Origin of the sequence: Pseudoxanthomonas sp., from assembly GCF_027498035.1 — a bacterium.
GTDB lineage: Bacteria > Pseudomonadota > Gammaproteobacteria > Xanthomonadales > Xanthomonadaceae > Pseudoxanthomonas_A.
In genome coordinates, this window is the sequence record NZ_CP114978.1 from 1,991,968 (window position 1) to 2,012,874 (window position 20,907).

Genomic DNA, 20,907 nt, shown 5'->3' on the forward strand with positions numbered 1-20,907 from the left:
TCGTGCTCAGAAGCCGAACGTCAGGCTGGCCCAGTAGGCACGACCCGGCTCGTTGTAGGTGGCCGCACCCGCGCTGCTGGCGCGGCTGCCTTCGCGGAAGATCCGCTTGTCGGCCAGGTTGTTGACGCCGAAGCCGAAGCCGACCTTCTTGGTGATGCGGTAGCGCGCGCTGGCGCTGAACAGGTGATAGGCACCCAGGGTGTCGCAGGCCACCAGGCCATCGGCACCGCACACCGCTTCGTTGTTGCGGTCCAGCGAGGCCTGTTCCTGCTTGCCGTAGAAGGTCGCCATCAACGACAGCGAAAGTTTCTCGGTCGCGCGCCAGTCCAGCGTCGAATTGAGCGTGTACTCCGGGATCACCGACAGTGGCTGGCCGGTCGCCTTGTTCTTGTTGTCGATCATCCAGGTCACGTTGGTGTTCCAGCTCAATGTTTCACCTCGATCCCCCATCAGCGGGATCTTGACGTTGCCCTCCACGCCCTGGACCAGCGCCTTGGATGCGTTGATCCACTGGTAGACGTAACCGGTAGCGGAGGTTTCGTAATAATCACTGTAGCCGGCGACGATCTTGTTGTCGTAGTCGTTGTGGAAGTAGGTCACCGATGCCTGATAGCCGTTCTCCGGCAGCCACTCGATGCCGATTTCCTTGTTGATGCTGGTTTCCGGATCCAGGTCCGCATTGCCCTGGATGTAGCAACCGCCGCTGCCGGTGTAGTAGGCCGGGCAACCGTTGCCGCGGGTGTAGTACAGGTAGTTCGGGTTGGCCTGGTACAGGTTGGGTGCCTTGAACGCGCGCGCGATGCCACCCTTGATCAGCCACTCCGGGCTCAGCTTGTACTGCACGTTGAGGCTGGGGCTGAAGTTGTTGCCGAAATTGCTGTGGTGGTCGAAGCGCAGGCCCGGGGTCAGGGTCAGGCGTTCGGTCGCGTAGATGTTGTCTTCGATGAACACCGCGGTCACCTGCTCGTCGCTCTTGCCATCGCGGCTGGTGAGGTCGATGCCGTCCACGCCGGTGGCGGTCTGGGTCATCGAGTACGGATCATCCAGCTTGCTCTGGCGGTATTCGAAGCCAACCGTCCAGATGTTGTCCATGCCGCCGATCACCGAAGGAATGTTCACCTCGCCGTCGGCGCTGTAGTCCTTCAGGTTGGAATGGGTCCAGACCGGCGTGGTCGACAGCGAGCCTTCCGGGCCGCCGGCCAGGCCTTCGCTGATGCGGTCGTTGTCGGTGTCGCTGTAGGACAGGGTCAGGCGCGAGGTGCCGAAGTCCCAGTTGCCGCGATGGGTCACCGCCGCGGTGCGACGGATCATCACGTTGGTTTCGTCGCCGATCTTGCTGGTCACCGTCGTATTGGACGTATTGAGGTAGTCGCCGGCGAAGATGTTGCCCTGGCGGCTGAAGCCCGATTCGAACTCCAGCACCTGGTCGTCGCTCAGGTCCCAGCGCAGCAGGCCGTTGATGTCCTTTTTGCGCACGCCCTCGCGGCCAGCCGCCGCCACGCCGCTTGTCGAGTTGGCGCTGTTGATGTCGGCGTCGTCGGCATCGGTCTTGTTGAGGTTGCCATACAGGCGGAACGACAGGTCACGCGACAGTGGGCCGCTCAGGGTGAAGCCGGCGCGCTGGCTGCCGCCTTCATCGCTGTTCTCCGGCACCAGGCCGTACAGCGTCACGCTGCCGGTCAGGTCACCGGTCGGCTTCTTGGTGATGATGTTGACCACGCCGCCGGCAGCGCCCGAACCGTAACGCGCCGCGGCCGGGCCGCGCAGCACTTCGATGCGCTCCACCGCTTCGGCGGGCACCCAGTTGGTGTCGCCGCGGCTGTTGCGCTCGCCGGCCACGCCCATGCGCACCGAATCACGTGCGCTGACGCGGCGGCCGTCGACCAGGATCAAGGTGTTTTCCGGGCCCATACCGCGCAGGTCGATCTGGCGGTTGTTGCCATAGGCACCGGAGGAGCTGTTGCCGGTCAGGTTGACGCCCGGCATGGTCCGCAGCAGGTCGGACAGATCGTTGGCCGGCGGCCGGCGCTCGATGTCCTCCTGGGTGATGATCGAAGTGCCCAGCGCCTGCTTGGCGATCTGCTCGGCGGTGACGTGCAGGGTTTCCAGCGTCGACGCGGCGGTTTTCTCCGCGCGCGTCTCCTCTTCATCGTCGAATTCCTGCGCCTGCAGCGGTGCGGCGAAGGCCAGTGAGGTGAGAACCGCCAGGCTCAGCGGCTGGGAGACAGGCGAACGGAAGGCACGGCGTGCAGCACGGATCATGGGAACAGCCTCGTCAAGGAGAATGCCCTGGCGTACGGCTTGGGCGAATCGAAGGCGAAGCGGGACGGACGTCCATCGGCGATGCACAACCCGTGGGTCCACTTCGCAGGCCGCGCGCCGCAGGCGCGTGACCGGATTCGCAGAAGATTACCAAATGAGAATAATTCGCGAAAGCGGAATTACAGAATTGTCAGCCCATGGCCGCATGCCGCTGTCGTGCCACCAGCGATCCAACCCCAAAAGAAAACCCCGCCATCGCGGGGTTTCTCGATGAACAGCCTGTCGGTGACGCTTACGCGGCGAACAGCGCCTTCATCTTCTTCAGCGCGTTCGCCTCGATCTGGCGGATGCGCTCGGCCGACACACCGTACTCGTCGGCCAGTTCCTGCAGGGTGACCTTGTTGTCGGCGTCCAGCCAGCGACGGGCGACGATGTCACGCGAACGCTGGTCCAGGTTGGCCATGCCTTCGCGCAGCAGTTCCAGCTGGTTGTCCTCGCTGTCGGCACGCTCGTAGGCCTGCGAGGGATCTTCCTCGTTGGCACGCAGGTAGTGGGCCGGCGACGGCGGCGCCGAACGCTCTTCGTCCTCGTCCGCCGGGGCGTCGAAGCCGACGTCACGACCGGACAGGCGCGATTCCATCTCGACCACTTCGCGCTCGGAGACGTTGAGGTCCTTGGCCACGGCGCGCACTTCGGCCGCGTTCATCCAGCCCAGGCGGGTCTTGGACTTGCGCAGGTTGAAGAACAGCTTGCGCTGGGCCTTGGTCGTGGCGACCTTCACGATGCGCCAGTTCTTCAGGATGAACTCGTGCATCTCGGCACGGATCCAATGCACCGCGAAGGACACCAGGCGCACGCCCATATCCGGGTCGAAGCGCTTGACCGCCTTCATCAGGCCAATGTTGCCTTCCTGGACCAGGTCACCCAGCTGCAGGCCGTAGCCGCTGTAGCCGCGGGCCACGTGGACGACGAAACGCAGGTGCGAGTGCACCAGTTCGCGCGCGGCATCGAGGTCGTCCTCGTCGCGGAAGCGGTGTGCCAGGTCCTGCTCTTCATCCACGGTGAGCACCGGGATCTGGTGCACGGCGCCAATGTAGGCGTCCAGCGAGCCAAGCGGGCTGGGAATCGGGAGATTGTTGGCCACCATGGCGGTGGCTGCGGAGGTCTGGTTCATGGCAGCGATATTAGCAATGTGGGGGTTCGACTGCTAAGGCCTGGGATGGTTCCCATCGTTCCATTGATCGGACAATATCCAGGTGTTTTGTTGTATTGCATTCATTTCTGGAAATGGGCGCGCTCCGCGAAGCACTTCCCTTCCGATCAGTCACTTACCACATCGTCGGCGCGATCCAGCACGGCCTGTAGACGACATAGGTCCGCCCGGCGGCGGGTTCAAGGGCAGCCTGCACATGACGCACCGTGATACGCGCGGCCCTTGCCGCCAATCGAAGCGAGCAACGACCCGCGCGCATAAAATGGCGCGCTGCGCGGGGCATCCCGCGACCATTTCCAGGAGCACATCGTGAGCAAACAACCCATTGGCGTCGTCGGCATGGCCGTCATGGGCCGCAATCTGGCACTCAACATCGCCAGTCGCGGCCACAAGGTGTCCATCTTCAATCGCAGCCGCGAGAAGACCGACGAGGTCATGGCCGACAGTCCGGACGCAGGGCTGGTGCCCAGCTACACGCTGCAGGACTTCGTCGATTCGCTGGAAGTCCCGCGCCGGATCCTGCTGATGGTCAAGGCCGGTGCGGGCACCGATGCGGTGATCGAAGAACTCAAGCCACTGCTGTCCAAGGGCGATGTACTGATCGACGGCGGCAACACCTTTTTCCAGGACACGCGTCGCCGCAACAAGGAACTGGCCGATGCGGGCTTCCACTTCATCGGCACCGGCGTGTCCGGTGGCGAAGAGGGCGCGCTGAAAGGCCCGTCGATCATGCCGGGCGGCCCGAAGGACGCCTACGACCTGGTCGCACCGATCCTGACCGAGATCGCCGCCAGGGCGCCGGACGGCACGCCCTGCGTGACCTACATCGGCCCCGACGGCGCCGGCCACTACGTCAAGATGGTCCACAACGGCATCGAATACGGCGACATGCAGTTGATCGCCGAAAGTTACGCGGTGCTGAAAGACGTACTGGGCGTGTCCAACGCTGAACTGGCCGACATCTATACCCAGTGGAACGACGGCGAACTGGACAGCTACCTGATCGAGATCACCTCGAAGATCTTCCGCAAGCGCGACGACCAGGGTGATGCCGATCTGGTCGACGTGGTCCTGGACCGCGCCGCGCAGAAGGGCACCGGCAAGTGGACCAGCCAGAGCGCGCTGGACCTGGGCATCCCGCTGCACGCTGATCACCGAATCGGTGTTCGCGCGCATCGTGTCTTCGCTGAAGGAAGAGCGCGTGGCCGCCTCCACGGTACTGGCCGGACCCGCCGCGCCAACGTTCGACGGTGACAAGGCCGCCTTCATCGAGGCGGTGCGCAAGGCGCTGTACCTGAGCAAGATCGTGTCCTACGCGCAGGGCTTCGCACAGATGCGTGCGGCCTCGGACGAGTACCAGTGGGACCTGCACTACGGCGAGATCGCCCGGATCTTCCGCGCCGGCTGCATCATCCGTGCGCGCTTCCTGGAGAAGATCACCAACGCGTATGCGCAGGACGCCAAGCTGGCCAACCTGCTGCTGGACCCGTACTTCCAGAAGGTCGCCGCCGACTATCAGGGTGCGCTGCGCGAGGTCGTGTCCACCGCAGTGAAGCTGGGCATCCCGGTGCCGTGCTTCGCCTCGGCCATCGCCTACTACGACAGCTACCGCAGCGCGCGCCTGCCGGCCAACCTGATCCAGGCCCAGCGCGATTTCTTCGGTGCACACACGTTCGAACGCACTGATCGCCAAGGCAGTTTCCACGCCGACTGGAACTGACGATGGACACCGCGCCGGAATGACCACCGGCGCGGCTGGGGAGGCATGGCGGACACGGCGGTGCCGTCTTCCCCGGCACACGTTGCGTGATGTAAGCCTCAAATAACGTCGCGCCATCACGGTTCATCTGCGACCATCGCCGGGTTTTCAGGGCCCAGGATCAAGCGGACCATGTGCGCGTCCGCCCGCCCCCAGAAACCGCCATGTTCTTGTTCCGTGCCCCGCACCGCCGCTTCCGCCTGCTGCTCATCCTGATGGTGCTGCCCGTCGCAGCCGCGCTAGCCGACACCCCGACCCTGAAGGTCATGAGCTTCAATGTGCGCACGCCGGCCGATACCAACGACAACCGTTGGGAAAACCGCCGCGACCTGATGGCCCAGACCATCCGCACCCAGGACCCGGATGTCATCGGCACCCAGGAGCTGGTCAAGCAGCAGGCCGACGACCTGGTCGCACGCCTGCCGCAGTACGCCTGGTTCGGCGAAGGCCGCCGCGGTGGCGATGGCGACGAACACATGGGCGTGTTCTATCGGACCGACCGACTCAAGGTGCTGGAATCGGGCAATTTCTGGCTGTCCGACACCCCGGACGTGCCCGGCAGCATCACCTGGGGGAACCTGTATCCGCGACTGGTGACCTGGGCACGCTTCAGGCGCACCGCCGATGGCGCCACGTTCGTGCTGTACGACACCCATTTCCCGTATCGCGACCAGGACGACGCGGCGCGCCTGAAAAGCGCCCAGCTGATCATCAAGCGCATCGCCGGGCTGCCGAAGGACGAGCCGTTCGTGCTGACCGGCGACTTCAATACCACCGACCGCGATCCGGCCCACGCCGCGCTGACCGCCGTGTTGAAGGACGCCTGGCTGGCCGGTGCGCCGCGCAGCGGGCCGGAAGCGACCTTCCACGATTTCACCGGCACGCCGGACCGCCGCCTGGACTGGATCCTGTTCCGCGGCCTGGCCCTGCGCCGCGTGGACACGCTGACTGTCCACAACGGGCCGCGCTATCCGTCCGACCATTTCCCGGTGGTGGCGGTGTTCGACCTGCCCGCGCCGAAGACCGCCCCACACTGACGCGTCATCCTGGCCGGGCCAGCGTGTCGGCCAGTGCATCGGTTGCCCGGACCAGCGCATCGGTGATCGCCGGATCGAACGCACTGTGGCCGGCCAGCACCATCTCCAGCCTCGCCTCGGGCCAGGCCTGGGCAAGCTCGTACGCGGCCTTGGCCGGGCACAGCATGTCGTAGCGGCCCTGCACGATGGTGCCGGGCAGGTGGCGGATGCGGTCGATGTCGCGCAGCAGCTGGTTGGGCTGCAGGAACACGTCATGGCGGAAGTAATGCGCTTCGATCCGGGCCACCGCCAGCGTGGCCTGCACATCGTCTTCCGAAGGCGGCGGATTGGCGTCATGGACCAGGGTCGATGAACCGTCCTCCCACGCGGCCCAGGCCTCGGCTGCAGCCTGGCGCACGCCGGCATCCTCGTCGTCCAGGCGACGCCAGTAGGCTTCCACCATCTGCGCGCGTTCGGCTTCGGGGATATGCGCGACATAACGCGCCCAGCCTTCCGGGAACACCATCTGCGCGCCGCCATCGCATTCGTTGCACCAATGCAGCTCTTCGCGCCGGCCCAGGAAGATGCCGCGCAGCACCAGCCCCAGCACGCGGTCCGGATGCGCTTGCGCATAGGCCAGCGACAGGGTCGAGCCCCACGAGCCACCAAACACCGCCCAGCGCGCGATGCCCAGATGCGCGCGGATCGCCTCGATATCAGCCACCAGGTGCGCGGTGGTGTTGTCGCGCACTTCCGATTGCGGCGTGGACAGCCCGCAACCACGCTGGTCGAACAACACCACGCGCCAGCGCTGCGGATCGAAGAAGCGCCGGTGCTCCGGCACCACGCCACCGCCTGGGCCGCCGTGCAGGAACACCACCGGGATGCCGTCGGGGTTTCCGCATTCGTAGATCTGCAAGGTGTGCAGGCCATCCACGGCTAGCCGCTGTTCGGCATAGGGCGTGATTGGCGGATAGAGCGTGCGCATGGAGAACGGGCTTCGCGATAGGGGAACGGCGCCCACGGTCGCCGATGCAACACCCCGGAGGCAAGCGTGGTTGGCGCGAACTGACAGGACCCCTCGCGCCGTGCGCTTCGACCCTTGCCTGGGAGCTCGCAGGCCGTCGTGGCATTCGCATACCGGTGGCGGCAGCAGGTGGCCGCGCCTGCCCGCTGTGAGCAGACGCCAGGCCGGCACACCTGCGTCGGCTACTTCGCCGCCTGCACGCGGAACGGGAAGTTGGCGTAGGCCGCATGGCCGCGCCCGTCGCGCACTTCCACGAACAGGCGATACGCGCCGGGATTCCCGGGCGCGACGAAGCGCATCGCGCCGTTGGCGGTCTTGCTGATTGGTACATCCACCAGCGCCGGCACGTCCTCCGGGTCGCCGCCGGTGGTCCTGGCGGCACTCTCGGCGCGCATGCTCCACCGGTACTGCAATGGATCGCCTTCGGGATCTTCGGCCATGGCCTGGGCCTGATGAGTACTGCCCGGCAGCAAGGTCACGCTGGCCTGGGCGAACTGCCCGTCGATGCTGGGCACGGCGATGGACGGCGCGCGGTTGTCGGCGGGCTTGCCGGTCCACAGCAGCTGCATGGCATCGACGCTGGGCGTGGATTCACCGGTGGGCAGGAACAGGCCATACCAGGTCGGCGTGCGTTCCTGCTTGTTGCCCCACAGGAACACGTACGAACCCAGCCCCTGGCGCGTATCGCTGGCGATGTAGCGCTGGTAGCGCTCGGTCAGCAGCTGCGCCTTGCGGGTGCTGGTGTCTTCGATCGGCGCGCCCCAGGCGGTCAGCGGACTTTCCCAGTGACCGGTCGGACCCCACTCGGTGACGATGTACGGGCCGGTCCAGCCGCTGGTCCTGAGTTTCTCCGGCAGCGCGGAAATATCGCCGTACAGTTGCACGCCGATCAGGTCCAGTGACGGCGCGCGGGCCTTGATCGCATCGATCAGCGGCTTGTCGAAACCAGCCAGCGTGGTCATCACCGGATGGTTCGGGTCGATGCGGTGGATCATGTCGGCCAGCTGCCCCACCGCCGTCCACACGGCCGGATTGGTGGCTTCCAGGTTCAGCTCGTTACCGACCACCCACATCAGCACGGCCGGATGGTCCTTGTAGTCCAGCACTTCGCGGCGGATGCGCTGCAGCTGCTCGGCCACGGCCTGCGCGTCGTTGTAGTCGAAGCCATGCCGCTCGCGTGCGACCTCGATGCCCATGGCGACCATCAGGCCGTTGCGCCGGGCCTGGTCGAGCATGGCGATCACATCCTTGTGGTTCTCACCGCTATGCCAGGTGCGGAAGGAATTGCCGCCGCGTGCGACCAGTGCCTGCTGGTCGTTGCCGGACATGCCACCGCCCTTGACATAGAACGGCTTGCCGTCGACCTGCAGCTGGTAACGGCCATCGGCATGGACCACCCGCACCACGGCTGGACCGTCCTCGCCTGCCGGCACGCCGGGCGCGGCCTGCGCCATCGCCAGCATCGGCATGCACAACAGCCATCCGGCCAGGACCCGCAACGGTTTGCACCACATCCTCCACCTCCCGTCGGCAACGACAGTGTGCCCCGGAAAATTCCGGGGCGGCAGGGCATGGGGGGAATGCGGATCATGCCACGCGATGGAAAGGCGCTGGCTTCAATCCACGGTCAGCATCACCTTGCCGACATGCTGGCCCGCTTCCAGATAGGCATGCGCGGCGGCCGCCTGTTCCAGCGGGAAGGTCCGGTCCACCTGTGCGGTGACCTGCCCGCTGGCGATCCAGGGCCACACCGTGCGTTCGATCCGCTCGGCCAGGCGGGCTTTTTCGTCAGCCGCGCGTGGGCGCAGGGTGGAACCGGTCAGCACCGCCTGCCGGCGCATCAGCTCGAAGACCGGGACTTCCAGCGTGCCGCCGCCCTGCGCGGCGATGTAGACGATGCGGCCGCGCGGATTCAACACCTGCAGCGTGTCGGCAAAGACGCTGGCACCGACCATATCCAGCGACACATCCACACCGCCGGCTGCGCGCGCGGCATCGACGAATGAACCGGCCGATGTATCGACCGCGACATCCGCCCCCAGCGCCCTGGCCCGCGCGGCCTTCTGCGCGCCGCGCGCGGTGGCGATGACCTGGGCCCCGGCGGCCTTGGCCATCTGGATCGCCATCACCCCGATGCCGGAGGTCGCACCATGCACCAGCAGGCGCTCGCCGGCCTTGAGCTGGCCGTGTTCGAACACGTTGGCGAACACGGTGAAGACCGTTTCCGGTAACGCGGCGGCCTGGATGAAGTCGGCGCCATCGGGCAGCGGCAGCGCATGGCGGGCATCGACCACCGCGTACTGCGCGTAGCCACCACCGCCCAGCAGGGCGCAGACCTTGTCACCCGCCTTCCAGCGGCCGCTGCCCTGCACGACTTCGCCGGCGATCTCCAGGCCCAGCGTGTCCGGTGCACCGGGCGGCGGCGGGTAATTTCCCTGGCGCTGCAGCAGGTCGGGCCGGTTGACGCCGGCGGCGCGCACGCGCACCAGCAGCTCGTGCGCCCTGGGCACCGGGCGCGGCACCTGCACCGGATGCAGCGCGGCGGCATCGCCCTTGCCACCGTGGATGGCGATGGCGGTCATCGTGGAATCGGACATGGCGAACCTGCGGGATGTGGGGCGGCCATGTTAGGTCGTGCGGCAGTGAACCGGATGCACCACAGCGCGACGCAGTTCACGCCCGGACACCGACGCTGCACCCGCTTGCCGCCACGCCCTTGTGACGCCGCTGGACGCACGCGTATCGTCAAGGCTCATGCGGCGGGGAGGCTGTACGTGTCGTTTGGGTTGCCATTGCTCTACCTGCTCTGCCACGCGCTGGCGCTGGCGTTGTTCCCAGACAGGGCCGAGCTGCTGTCGTTCGTGTTCCTGGTCGGTGCGCCGTTGCTGGCTGCAGGCGTCTGCCTGTGGCGCTGCCGGCACAGCGACATGGCCCTGGCATGGCTCGCGCTGGGGCTGGGCCTGTTGCTGTGGGCCGGCGGCATGACGGCCAACATGATCGATTCGGTCTTCCTGGACAATGCCGCGACGACCCCGGGCCTGAGCCTGCTGCTGTACGTGCTGTATGGCGTGCCGTTGATCTTCGCCCTGGCCAGCCCGGCGCGCGAAACCTGGCAGGTGCGCGCGCTCGATGGCCTGGTGGCGGCCGTGCTGGGCGGCCTGTTCTTCGTGCACACCTTCTCCTTTGCCGGCGCGGACGGCGCCGACGCCGGTGGGGAGGGCAACCTGGTGATGATGTTCGACGTGGAGAACGGCTTCATCGCGCTGTTCTCGCTGGCCCGCTTCCTGGCCAGCCGGACGCCGGCCAGTCGCGGCTTCTACCGCGCGCAGTCCGTTTACGCCTTCGTCTATCTTGGCGTGGCGGGCTACATCAACCATGTCGAGCCACAGGATGCCGGATTCGGCAGCTACGTCGACCTGGTCATCGACGTGCCGTTCCTGCTGCTGGCCAGCCTGGCGGTGTATTTCCCGAAAGGAACCACCCACGTCCCGGTGGCGCGTGGCGTGGTGACGATGGTGCGGGCCGCCAGCCCGCTGATGCTGCCGATGAGTCTGCTGGTGGTCTCGGCGTTGATCACCGGCAGGCATCCACGGCTGGCCATCGCCGGCTTCGTCATCGCCACGCTGGGCTACGGCATGCGCAGCGTGGTGATCCAGCTGCGCACGATGGCCGAACGTGACCAGCTGGATGCGCTGGCCCGCGTGGACAAGGTGACCGGGCTGGCCAACCGGCGTGCGTTCGACGATGCACTGCAACGCGAGTGGAACCGCGCGCGGCGCTCGGGCGAACCGCTGTCGCTGCTGATGATCGACATCGACCATTTCAAGCAGCTCAACGATGCCTTCGGCCACCAGGCCGGCGATACGCGCCTGCGCGAGGTCGCCCGCGCCCTGGCCGACGCCACGACCCGGGCGCTGGACGTGGTGGCCCGTTACGGCGGCGAGGAATTCGCGGTGATCCTGCCCGCCACCCATGCGCGGGATGCGCAGCACCTGGCGGAAGCCACGCGCCAGGCCATCCAGGCACTGCAGCTGGCCGCGGCCGAAGGCCACGTCACGGTCAGCATCGGCGCCAGTGCCGTGGAACACATCGCCAGCGATGATCCCAGTGCGCTGCTGGCGGCTGCCGATGCGGCGCTGTACGACGCCAAGCGCGCCGGCCGCAACCGCGTGGCCTGGCGTGCCCCGGGCGAACCCTGAGCGCGGGCTTCGGCTTTACCGCGCCCCCGGCCGATACCGCCTGCTGCTGGCGCATTTAGGGCTGCCGGCAGCGCGTCGGCGGGCAGACAGGCACGGGGGGCTAAACTATGCGATTCCGGTCAATCGACCGGGTAGTCCTGATGGAACCCCATGATCACCAACGATGTCCTGCGCAGCATCCGCTACATGCTGGATCTGAGCGAGCCCAAGATCATCGAGATCGCGCAGCTGGCCGATGCCGGCTTCGCCATCGACCGCGCCGAGGTCCAGGCCGCGCTGAAGAAGGAGGACGAGGACGGCTTCGCACCCTGCTCCGACGCGCTGCTGGCGCACTTCCTGGATGGCCTGATCGTGCAGTGCCGCGGTCGTGACGAATCGGCGCCACTGCGCCCGGTGGAAAAGCGCGTGACCAACAACGTGGTGCTGAAGAAGCTGCGCGTGGCCTTCGAACTGAAGGACGTGGACATGCACGCGATCTTCGACGCGGCCGGTTTCCCGGTGTCCAAGCCGGAGCTGTCGGCGCTGTTCCGCCAGCCCGACCACAAGAATTACCGCCCCTGCGGCGACCAGCTGCTGCGCAATTTCCTCAAGGGCCTGACCCTGCGGATGCGCCCGGCCGCCTGAGCCGTCGTTCCATCCCGCGCGACCGCATCGCGCGGGATAGTCTTGCAGGCCCGCACGTCGTGATGCCTGCCATGCCCCGCGCTGTTGTCCTGTTCCGCTGGTCCATCCTGTCGCTGCTTGCGGCCTGGATGGGCGTTGCCCCACCTGCCCGCGCCGACCAGCCGGGCGCACCCGTGCAGGTGAAGGTCTTCGTCGCGGCGATGTTCGAGATCGGCCAGAACACCGGCGACCGCGCCGGCGAGTTCCAGCATTGGTACGAACGCTACTGGAAAGACGCCAGGCCGATCTCCGTGCCCGGTGCGCTGCAACCGGTGTACTGCAACGCCGATGGTGTCTGCGGGGCGGTACTGGGCATGGGCAAGGTGAATTCCTCCGCGTCGATGCAGGCGATCCTGCTCAGCCCGCAGTTCGATTTCTCGCACGCCTATTACGTGCTGTCCGGCGTGGGCGGCACGCCGCCGTCGCGCGGCACCATCGGCGAGGTCAACTGGGCCAGCTGGCTGGTGGACTACGACCTGGGCCATCGCTGGGCAGCGGAAGAAAACACCCCCGGCGCGCCGACCTTCATGCCGCGCAAGGGCTATGAGGCCTATCGCGCATTCAAGCTCAATCCGGCGCTGGTCGGCTGGGCGATGCAGCTCAGCGCCGACACGCCGCTGCTGGATTCCGATGCGGCGCGTGCGTATCGCCTGCGCTATCCCGACGCCGCCGCACGCCGTGCGCCGTTCGTGGGCAGCGGCACGCACATGACCGGCGACACGTTCTTCCACGGGCCAGGCCTGTCGAAACAGGCGCAGTACATCGCCAGGCTCTATGGCGCCGACGACTACGTGATCACCGAGATGGAAGCCGCCGCGCTGACCCTGGTGATCCAGCGCACGCATGGCACCGAGCGCATCCTGAGCCTGCGCGGCGCGGTCAATTTCGACCAGGGCAACCCGCACGAAACCACGCTGCAACACCTGGACCCGGCACCGGGCGAAACCGCGGGCGGTTTCCCGGAAACGGTCGCCAACATCGAACGCGTCGGCGCGCGCGTGGTCGACCACATCGTCGCGCACTGGCCGCAGTGGCGCGATGGCGTGCCGCCGCGCTGAACGGCGCTACGCGCCTTCGGGCTTCAGCGATCCCACCACCGTCGGCCACAGTTCGGACACGGTGGGATGGATCGGCACCGCCCACTGCAAGGTGTCGAACGGCGCATCGGCATTGATCAGGTCCAGCACGCCGTGGATGGCCTCATCGCCATTGATACCAAGGATCGCTGCACCCAGGATGCGCCGGGTCCGTGCATCGGCGACCAGTTTCATGAAGCCCTGGGTCTCGTCGTTCTCGGTGGCGCGGCCCACCCGGGTCATCGGCCGCTTGGCGAACAGCAAGGGCCGCCCGGTCGCACGCGCCTGCGCATCGGTCATGCCCACCCGGCCGAGCGGCGGATCGGTGTAGAGCGCGTAGCCCGGCACGCGCTGCGACAGCCGGCGCTGTGCGCCGTCGAGCAGGTTCGCCGCCAGGATTTCGTAATCGTTGTACGACGTATGCGTGAACGCGCCGCGCCCGTTGCAGTCACCCATCGCCCACACGCCCGGCACGTTGGTCGCCAACTGGTCGTCGACGGTGATGTTGCCGTGCGCATCGGTGGCGATGCCGGCCGCATCCAGCCCAAGATCATCGGTATTGGGCCGGCGCCCCAGCGCCAACAGCACGTGGCTGGCGATCACGTCCGGGCCGTTGTGCTTGCAGTCCACGCGGACCTGCACGCCCTGCGCATGCGCGGCGAAGCCGATGCAGTCCGCATCGAGCCGCACGCCGATGCCCTCGCCTTCCAGGATCCCGCGCAGGCCGGCTGAAACATCCTCGTCCTCGCGCGGGACCAGTCGAGGCTGGCGCTCGACGATGGTCACCTGCGCGCCCAGGCGCCGGAAGATCTGCGCGAACTCCAGCGCGATGTAACTACCACCGATCACCGCCAGATGCTGCGGCACCTGCGCCAGCTGCAGGATCGAACTGTTGTCGAGGAAGGCGATGTCCTCCACCCCAGGCAATGCCGGAACCTGTGCCCGCCCGCCAACATTGATGAAGATGCGCGGCGCGCTGAGCCGGCGTTCGCCCACGCACACGACGTGGGCGCTTTCAAACCTTGCCTGGCCCTGCAGCAGGGTCAGCCCGTGCATCTCCTGCAGCCACGCCGTCAGCCCCTGGCGCGCGTTGCGCGTGACCGCATGTGCGCGTTCCATCACCCGGGCCATGTCGATGCCGACCCCGCCCTGCAGCTGCACGCCGTAATCGGCCGCGCGCCGCGCCAGATGCGCCACGCGTGCGCTGGCGACCAGGGTCTTGGTCGGCATGCAGCCGGTGTTGACGCAGGTGCCGCCGATCAGGTGACGCTCGATCAGCGCCACCCTCATCCCCGCTGCAGTCAGGCGCCCGGCCAGCGGCGGACCGGCCTGGCCAGCGCCGATGATGATGGCGTCGAAGACTTCCGTCATCGGATCAGCGCCATGGCCAGCACGCCCAGCACGATGGCGACCACGTCTTCCAGCAGCGCGGCCGGCAGATCCTTGCCGAAGGCCTTCGCCAACGCGCCACGCGCGGCCGCGCCGCCATAGGTGCCGAGCACCGCGCCGACCAGGCCCGCCACCAGCCCGGTCCAGAACACCCCGCCATGCAGGCCCACTGCGGCCCCGCAGAACGCACCCACCAAGATCCGCGTGCCGAATTGCAACGGCACCTTGCGACTGGGCGTATCGGGCAGCTGATCGGTGATGAGTTCGCCCACCGCCAGCAACGAAATGATCCAGGGCGTGAAGCGCCATCCCAGCCACGCCAGCGGCGTGCCCGACAGGTGCAGCACACCGAGCGATGCCGCCCAACTGAGGATGGCCGGCGCGGTCAGCGCGCGCAGGCCGGTGACGATGCCGATCAACAACGCGGACAACAGCAGGATGCTCATGGACGGCGACTCCGACAGGTGACAGGGGACAACCCGGGATGGCCTTGCGATCAGAGCGCCCAGGCAGGCGCCGCAAGCCAGCGTGCGCCGAGCCGGCCGCGCGTTCAACTCCCTTTCCGGGTGAGCCGGGCCGTTCCACACCGAAGCCCGCCAACGTGGCGGCGCACGGTGTATCGCAGGGCGTCACGCAGCAGCGAGGTCGTCATCGAAATCGCGCATCGGCGACTTGGGAAAAGCGCCAGGGCCGAGTCCGCCACCCGCACAGCCCGAAAGTCACGGTGTCCAATGCGTCATGCGCGCGGCCTGGGAAAAACGGATAACGTCGGCAACCGCCGGGCCTTGTGCCCGGCCCTGCCACCGCCGTTTCAAGGGACTCCCATGCGCCTTCATCGTCTTGCCCCGACCCTGGGCCTGGCCGTCAGCCTGCTCTGCGTTTCGTGCGTGCAGGCGGCCGAGCCGGCCGCTGCCCATCGCCTGCTGCGCGTCACCCTGGACGGCGCCACCGACCAACCGACCTCCGGCCGCCTACTGGTGTTCGCCACCCTGGCCGAAACCGCCAAGGCCGCGGCAAAGGACGGCAAGGTGGAAGAGGTCGACATGAATCCCTTCCAGCCCACCTCGGTGGCACTGGCCGCGCAGGAAGTGACCGCACTCAGGCCCGGCGCCAGTGTCGAGATCGACCTGGACAACATCGCCTTCCCCAGCGGCTTCTCGGCGCTGCCGGCCGGCGATTACCTGGTGCAGGCCGTGCTGGACCCGGACCACAGCTACAACTACATCGGCCGCGATGGCGGTGACCTGCTCAGCGAGGTCACTCCGGTGTCGCTGGCCAAGGGCAAGGCGCTGCCCACGCTGAAACTCAGCAGGCAGCTGCCGGTGACCGACGATCCCTGGCAGCTGTCACCGCGCATACCGCAGGCGGCCCGCGATGCCCTGCCCGAAGCCAAGGCCCATACCACCGATGCATCGATGGTCAGCCCGGCGCTGAGTGCGTTCTGGGGACGGCCGGTGTCGATCCGCGCGCGGGTGCTGACGCCGCCGGGCTACGACGCCAAGGCCGCGACGCGCTACCCGACCGTGTATTTCACCCACGGCTACACCGGCAACTACAACCGCCTGGCCGGCAGCATCGTCTCGGTGTGGAGCGCCATGGCCGCCAAGCAGATGCCGCCGATGATCTGGGTGTTCCTGGACCAGGCCACGCCGACCGGCACCCATGAGTTCGCCGACTCGGTCAACAACGGGCCATGGGGCACGGCACTGACCGAAGAGCTGATCCCGGCGCTGGAACGGCAGTACCGCATGGACGGCAAGGCATCGGGGCGCTTCCTCAACGGCCATTCGTCCGGTGGCTGGGCCACGCTGTGGCTGCAGACGCGCTATCCGAAACTGTTCGGCGGCACCTGGTCGACCTCGCCCGATCCCAGCGACTTCCACGACTTCACCGGCGCCAACCTGTATGCGCCCGACGCCAACATGTACCGCCGCGCCGACGGCAGCCAGATCCCGCTGATCCGCGACCAGGGCAAGGAGATCGCGGACGTGGAAACCTTCGCCAAGATCGAGCGCGTGCTGGGTCCGTACGGCGGCCAGATGGCTTCGTTCGAATGGGTGTTCTCGCCACGCGGCGCCGATGGCCGCCCGGTGCCGATGTTCGACCGCGATACCGGCAAGGTCGATCCGGCCGTGGTCGCCTACTGGCACGCGCACTACGACATCGCCGCGCGCGTGGCCGCGCAGTGGCCCACGCTCAAGCCCGACCTGGACGGCAAGATCCACCTGATCGTGGGCACCGCCGACACGTTCTACCTGGATGGCTCGGCGCACAAGTTCCAGGCGGTGCTCGATGGCCTGCACGCCAGGAGCGACTTCCGCTACCTCGACGGCCGCACCCACTTCGACCTGTACAAGGATGGCGATGACAACAGCGCCCTGCTCAAGAAGATCGCCTGGGAGATGTACGGCGTGGCGCGCCCGGGTGCGAAGCCGGCCAGGTGAGCGATGCAGGGCTGGCCCCTCACCCCAGGACGGGCCAGCCCTGCGATCAGGTCACCAGCCGGCCTTCGCGCTCGGCCAGGCCAATCGTGGCGGTCATGCCGGCATTGAATTCGAGGAAATCCGATTCGATGCCGTCACTGAAGATCACCCCGTAACCGGACATCTGCGACACCAGCTGCAGCGGCGCGGCGCGGGTGACCGGACCGAAGATCATCCCGGTCTGCGTGGTGCGACTGGGGAACGGTTCGCGCACGGTGTACTGCAGGTGGTCGGCATCCCAGTCGAAACCGCGACCGCGCATGGCTTCCACCTCTTCGGCCAGCGCCTGGTCGGCAATGCCCGCCGCACCGGCCAACAGGCTCTGGAACCAGCCCGTCGAGCCCAGCCCGGTCGACACGATCACGCCGCTGGAAGAATGCTGTTCGCCCCGCTCGCCCTGGTGGATCTGATAGCGCGCCGACACATGGCTGCGTGGGCCAATGAACAGATCGTTGACCGCATGCAGCACCTGGCCATCGCTCAGCTCGGCACGCGCCATGGTGATGCGCTTCTGCGTGCGCTTGCCCGCCAGCGCTTCGGGCGTGACGCGCGCCAGGTCCTTCACCGCAAACGGCAGCAGCACGCCATCCCAGCGCGCGGGGTCGGGATTCACCCCGATCACCGGCTGCGATGACTGCAGGTACTTGAGCGTGTTGGCGACCAGCCCGTCCTGCCCCAGCACCACCACCAGCGCGTCGGGCGCGAACAGGTAATTGGCCAGGAAGCCACGATCCAGCCGCTGCACGCGACCGAACCGCGCCAGCGTGGCCTCCGCCTGCTGCACGGCCTGCTGATAGACCTGCTGCTCGGCCTCGTAATCGGCGAAGTCCGCACCCAGGTGCTCCACGTAGAAGCGCGCCTGTTCGACCGTGTTGAATCGCACCACCAGCTCTTCCAGCCGGGTTCGGCGCGTGACCAGCACGATGCGCCGGTTGAGCGCATCCATGGGTCAGGCCTTCGCCGGCCGCGAACGGTCCTTGGTCAACTGCTGCAACAGCTCGGGCGAGATGTTGAGCTCGCCGATGCGCGAAGCGTTCTCGGCCAGTCCCTGGAACGCCTGCGCGATCAAGGCACTCGGATCGGCCTGGCCGACCATCAGCGCCTGCAGCACTTTGGCATCCACGCCTTGCACGGCCTTCATCGTCGCGGCCACGCCATAGGCCTTGGCATCGGCCTCGGTCTGGGCATTGGTGGCGCGCAGTGCGGTCAGGCGCTTGTTCTTTTCCTCCAGCGCGATGCGGCCGGCCATTTCCTCGTCCTGGATCGCCTGGCGCTTGGCCAGCACCGAACGCTCGGCTTCCAACTGCGCCTCGCGGATCTGGCGCTTCTTGGCTTCCACCGCGATTTCGGTGTTGAGCTCGTTCTCCTTGACCGAGCGCTCCTGCTCGATCGCGGCGTTGCGGCGCAGATAGGTCGCGTCGTCGGCCTGCTTGAGGATCTGTTCGCGGACCTGGGCTTCCAGTGCGCGCGCGGTTTCAGGATTCGGCTTGATCGCCAGGATCGACAGGTTCACCAGCTCCAGTCCCAGCACCGCCAATCCATCTTCCTGCTGCAGGCCGTTGCGCACCACCTGCACAAGATGATCGGAATTGCGCAGGAGCTCCTCCAGCGACTGGCCTTGCAGGACCGAGCGCAACTGGACCTGCACCGTGTTGACCACGCGCTGCGGCAACTTGCCCGGGTCCTCGGAGGCGTGACTGCCATCGGGCTTGAGGGTGAAGTTCATCAGTCCGGCCAGCGTCTTGGGCGCGGTCACGCGGTAGGCGACCTGACCCTGCACGGTGACTTCCTGGAAGTCGCTGCTGACCTCGCGGAACATGAAGGGCACGTCCACGCTTTCCAGCGGGATCGACACCAGCGTGGTGCTGGGCGCGAAATACCAGAAGGTCAGTCCGGTGCCTTCGCGCACGGGCTTGCCGTTCTTGTACTGCAGCACATAGGTGCTGGGGCTGGCCTTGACGTAGCGATAGCCAAACATGCGGATGTCTCCATGACCTGATCGAGCGGGTTGACTGCACGCCCGCGTCGCAGGGGAACCGCCGATGGCCGCCATTCCCACACCGATCCCTGGCGTGCTCCAGCGCGATAGGAGGCCCGAACCGCGGCCTCAAAGCAAGGCCGGGTTGTCAGCGCGCGTCGTTGCCGGCCTTGGTCCAGCGGCCATTCGGCTGCGCATCCACTTCAAAGCGTGCCCATTGCCGGAAGGCTTCGCGCGAACACACGCCCTGCTGGCCGACACCATCGCCGGCGACGACGCGATAGGCGATCACGTCGGTGCGCGGCGCGGCTTCCGTATCACCCAGGACCTCGCGCACGCCCCACAACCGGCCCAGCCGGCCGTTGCTGTAACAGTGGCCAGCCACGATGCCCCGCGGATGCACCACGTCCTGTTCGGCGTGCTGCTTGGCCAGCTCCAGCAGGTCGGTCAACTGCTCGGCGCTGATGTCCACATAGGCGTTGAGTTGTTCCATCGCCGCATGGAAATCTTCCTGGGTCAGGTCGAAGCGGCGCTGCGCCGGCGGCGTCACCGCGGCTGCACGGGCAAGATGGTTCAGGTGCGCCGGATAGCGGCGCCAGCGGAACAACCCGTTGAACAGCACCGCGATGACCAGGATCACGACCACGTTGACCAGCACCGGCACCAGCAGATAGTGATAGCCCAGCGCATGCACGGCATCGCCGCCGATCACGGCCGACAGCGCGGTGGCGCCACCCGGTGGATGGATGCAGCGCGCAAACGCCATCACGCACACCGCCAATCCCACCGCCAGCGCAGCGGTGAGGTCGTGGCCAGGCAGCAGCTTCTGGCAGCTCACCCCGACGAACGCCGACAGCAGATGCCCGCCGATCAGCGCCCACGGCTGCGACAGCGCACCCTGCGGCACGGCAAACAGCAGCACCGCCGAGGCTCCCATCGAGGCGACCACCAGCCCACCCATCGCACCGCCTGCCGCCTGCGGTACCAGCCAGCGTGCCAGCGCGTAGACCGCCACGGTGCCGAGCAGGCCGCCCAGGCCGGAGAGCCATTTCTCGCTCGCGCGGGTGGTGTTGCGCTCGACGCCCAGCAGCAGGCGCAGCTCGTTCAATGCAGACATGGGTGTCGGGACCTCGAACCACTGACGGAAGGCGCGCAGTCGGTACGCGCGACGCGGCGCATGCTAACAGCGGCACGCCGCGCCTCACACCGCCACGGCCAGTGGCCCATGCCTGCATCGGCCCACCCGCCCCTGTCGCCCCGCCATCGCGGCATGCGACACCCGGCCGACACACCGATTTCATCCGAAGCACGCCCAAGGGGCAGTACGCTCGCCGTTCCCATCCAACAAGGAAACGCGATGAGCATCTTCTCCAGTATCGTCAGCAAGATCTTCGGGGGCAGTGCCCCGGCCGCGGCAGCGCCCGCCACCCCCAAGCCGCAGGTGATCATCGTGGACGGCAGCGAAGCCACCGCCGATATCGCCCCGCCCGCGCGCGACGCGGCACCGCCGGCCGAACCGGTGGACGTGGCCGCGGTCCTGACCGCCATCGCCGCGCAGAAGGGCGGCCCGAGCGACTGGAAGCATTCCATCGTCGACCTGCTGAAACTGCTCGACCTGGACTCCAGCCTGGCCGCACGCAAGGAACTGGCTGAAGAACTCAACGTCCATGCAGGCGATCACGGCAGCGCCGAACAGAACCTGGCCCTGCACAAGGCCGTGATGCAGAAGCTGGCCGACAACGGCGGCAAGGTGCCGGACGACCTGAAGCACTGAAGCACCACGCCACGCGATGCCCGGACCATCGGGCATCGCGCTGACGCCACCGCGCCCTGCCCGGCGCG

16 protein-coding genes and 1 pseudogene are annotated in these 20,907 nt (G+C 67.1%); 7 read left to right on the forward strand and 10 right to left on the reverse strand.

Translation table 11 applies throughout. The annotated features are described in order from the left end of the window. Positions 1-6 precede the first annotated feature (6 nt). Both O8I58_RS08585 and rpoH read right to left on the reverse strand, forming a co-directional pair. A complete protein-coding gene (locus O8I58_RS08585) occupies positions 7-2,262 on the reverse strand; it encodes a TonB-dependent siderophore receptor (protein ID WP_298322300.1) in 2,256 nt (751 codons plus the stop codon). Between the two features lie 292 nt (positions 2,263-2,554). After that, entirely contained in the window at positions 2,555-3,436 is an 882-nt protein-coding gene (gene rpoH, locus O8I58_RS08590) for an RNA polymerase sigma factor RpoH (RefSeq protein WP_298322301.1), read from the reverse strand. A gap of 348 nt (positions 3,437-3,784) precedes the next feature. On the opposite strand from rpoH, the pseudogene gndA reads away from it, so the two are divergent. Continuing rightward, positions 3,785-5,195, forward strand: a pseudogene (gene gndA, locus O8I58_RS08595) (NADP-dependent phosphogluconate dehydrogenase). Positions 5,196-5,398: 203 nt separating this feature from the next. Next, on the forward strand, positions 5,399-6,271 hold the full coding sequence (locus O8I58_RS08605) for an endonuclease/exonuclease/phosphatase family protein (protein ID WP_298322304.1): 873 nt from the start codon (positions 5,399-5,401) through the stop codon (positions 6,269-6,271). Between the two features lie 4 nt (positions 6,272-6,275). Here O8I58_RS08605 and pip read toward each other — a convergent pair whose 3' ends face one another. The 3 genes from pip to O8I58_RS08620 form a co-directional block, all read right to left on the reverse strand. Then, positions 6,276-7,238: a prolyl aminopeptidase gene (gene pip / locus O8I58_RS08610; RefSeq protein WP_298322305.1), complete on the reverse strand. Its 963-nt coding sequence runs from the start codon at positions 7,236-7,238 to the stop codon at positions 6,276-6,278. 221 nt (positions 7,239-7,459) lie between these two features. Next, a complete protein-coding gene (locus O8I58_RS08615; RefSeq protein ID WP_298322307.1) occupies positions 7,460-8,791 on the reverse strand; it encodes a glycoside hydrolase family 2 TIM barrel-domain containing protein in 1,332 nt (443 codons plus the stop codon). Positions 8,792-8,893: 102 nt separating this feature from the next. Further along, positions 8,894-9,874: an NAD(P)H-quinone oxidoreductase gene (locus tag O8I58_RS08620; RefSeq protein ID WP_298322308.1), complete on the reverse strand. Its 981-nt coding sequence runs from the start codon at positions 9,872-9,874 to the stop codon at positions 8,894-8,896. A gap of 177 nt (positions 9,875-10,051) precedes the next feature. Between O8I58_RS08620 and O8I58_RS08625 the strand changes: the two genes are divergently transcribed. From O8I58_RS08625 to O8I58_RS08635, 3 genes are all read left to right on the forward strand, one after another. Continuing rightward, on the forward strand, positions 10,052-11,476 hold the full coding sequence (locus O8I58_RS08625) for a GGDEF domain-containing protein (protein ID WP_298322310.1): 1,425 nt from the start codon (positions 10,052-10,054) through the stop codon (positions 11,474-11,476). A 150-nt stretch (positions 11,477-11,626) separates the two neighbouring features. Next, positions 11,627-12,100 carry a YehS family protein gene (locus O8I58_RS08630; protein ID WP_298322312.1) on the forward strand — a complete coding sequence of 158 codons (474 nt, stop codon included), beginning with the start codon at positions 11,627-11,629 and terminating at the stop codon, positions 12,098-12,100. Between the two features lie 71 nt (positions 12,101-12,171). Continuing rightward, positions 12,172-13,197 (forward strand): purine-nucleoside phosphorylase, encoded by a 1,026-nt coding sequence (locus O8I58_RS08635; RefSeq protein ID WP_298322314.1) that lies wholly within the window; start codon positions 12,172-12,174, stop codon positions 13,195-13,197. 6 nt (positions 13,198-13,203) lie between these two features. On the opposite strand, the gene O8I58_RS08640 is transcribed toward O8I58_RS08635, so the two are convergent. Both O8I58_RS08640 and O8I58_RS08645 read right to left on the reverse strand, forming a co-directional pair. Next, the gene (locus O8I58_RS08640) at positions 13,204-14,586 is read right to left on the reverse strand and encodes an FAD-containing oxidoreductase (RefSeq protein ID WP_298322317.1); all 1,383 of its coding nucleotides are present in this window, start codon (positions 14,584-14,586) and stop codon (positions 13,204-13,206) included. Further along, complete coding sequence (locus O8I58_RS08645) at positions 14,583-15,050, reverse strand: DUF4126 domain-containing protein (RefSeq protein WP_298322319.1); 468 nt, start codon at positions 15,048-15,050, stop codon at positions 14,583-14,585. Before O8I58_RS08645 ends, O8I58_RS08640 begins: the two co-directional genes overlap by 4 nt. Before the next feature lie 378 nt (positions 15,051-15,428). Between O8I58_RS08645 and O8I58_RS08650 the strand changes: the two genes are divergently transcribed. Next, on the forward strand, positions 15,429-17,048 hold the full coding sequence (locus O8I58_RS08650) for an alpha/beta hydrolase (protein WP_298322321.1): 1,620 nt from the start codon (positions 15,429-15,431) through the stop codon (positions 17,046-17,048). Positions 17,049-17,094: 46 nt separating this feature from the next. On the opposite strand, the gene O8I58_RS08655 is transcribed toward O8I58_RS08650, so the two are convergent. The 3 genes from O8I58_RS08655 to O8I58_RS08665 all read right to left on the reverse strand — a co-directional run bounded on the left by O8I58_RS08655 (position 17,095) and on the right by O8I58_RS08665 (position 20,182). Beyond that, on the reverse strand, positions 17,095-18,033 hold the full coding sequence (locus tag O8I58_RS08655; RefSeq protein WP_298322323.1) for a diacylglycerol kinase catalytic domain-containing protein: 939 nt from the start codon (positions 18,031-18,033) through the stop codon (positions 17,095-17,097). A 3-nt stretch (positions 18,034-18,036) separates the two neighbouring features. Continuing rightward, positions 18,037-19,065, reverse strand: coding sequence for an SPFH domain-containing protein (locus O8I58_RS08660; protein ID WP_298322325.1), 1,029 nt, complete (start codon positions 19,063-19,065; stop codon positions 18,037-18,039). Between the two features lie 148 nt (positions 19,066-19,213). Continuing rightward, entirely contained in the window at positions 19,214-20,182 is a 969-nt protein-coding gene (locus O8I58_RS08665) for an HPP family protein (RefSeq protein ID WP_298322327.1), read from the reverse strand. Between the two features lie 240 nt (positions 20,183-20,422). Here O8I58_RS08665 and O8I58_RS08670 point away from each other — a divergent pair, with 240 nt between their 5' ends. Beyond that, positions 20,423-20,839, forward strand: coding sequence for a DUF3597 domain-containing protein (locus tag O8I58_RS08670; RefSeq protein WP_298322328.1), 417 nt, complete (start codon positions 20,423-20,425; stop codon positions 20,837-20,839). Positions 20,840-20,907 lie beyond the last annotated feature (68 nt).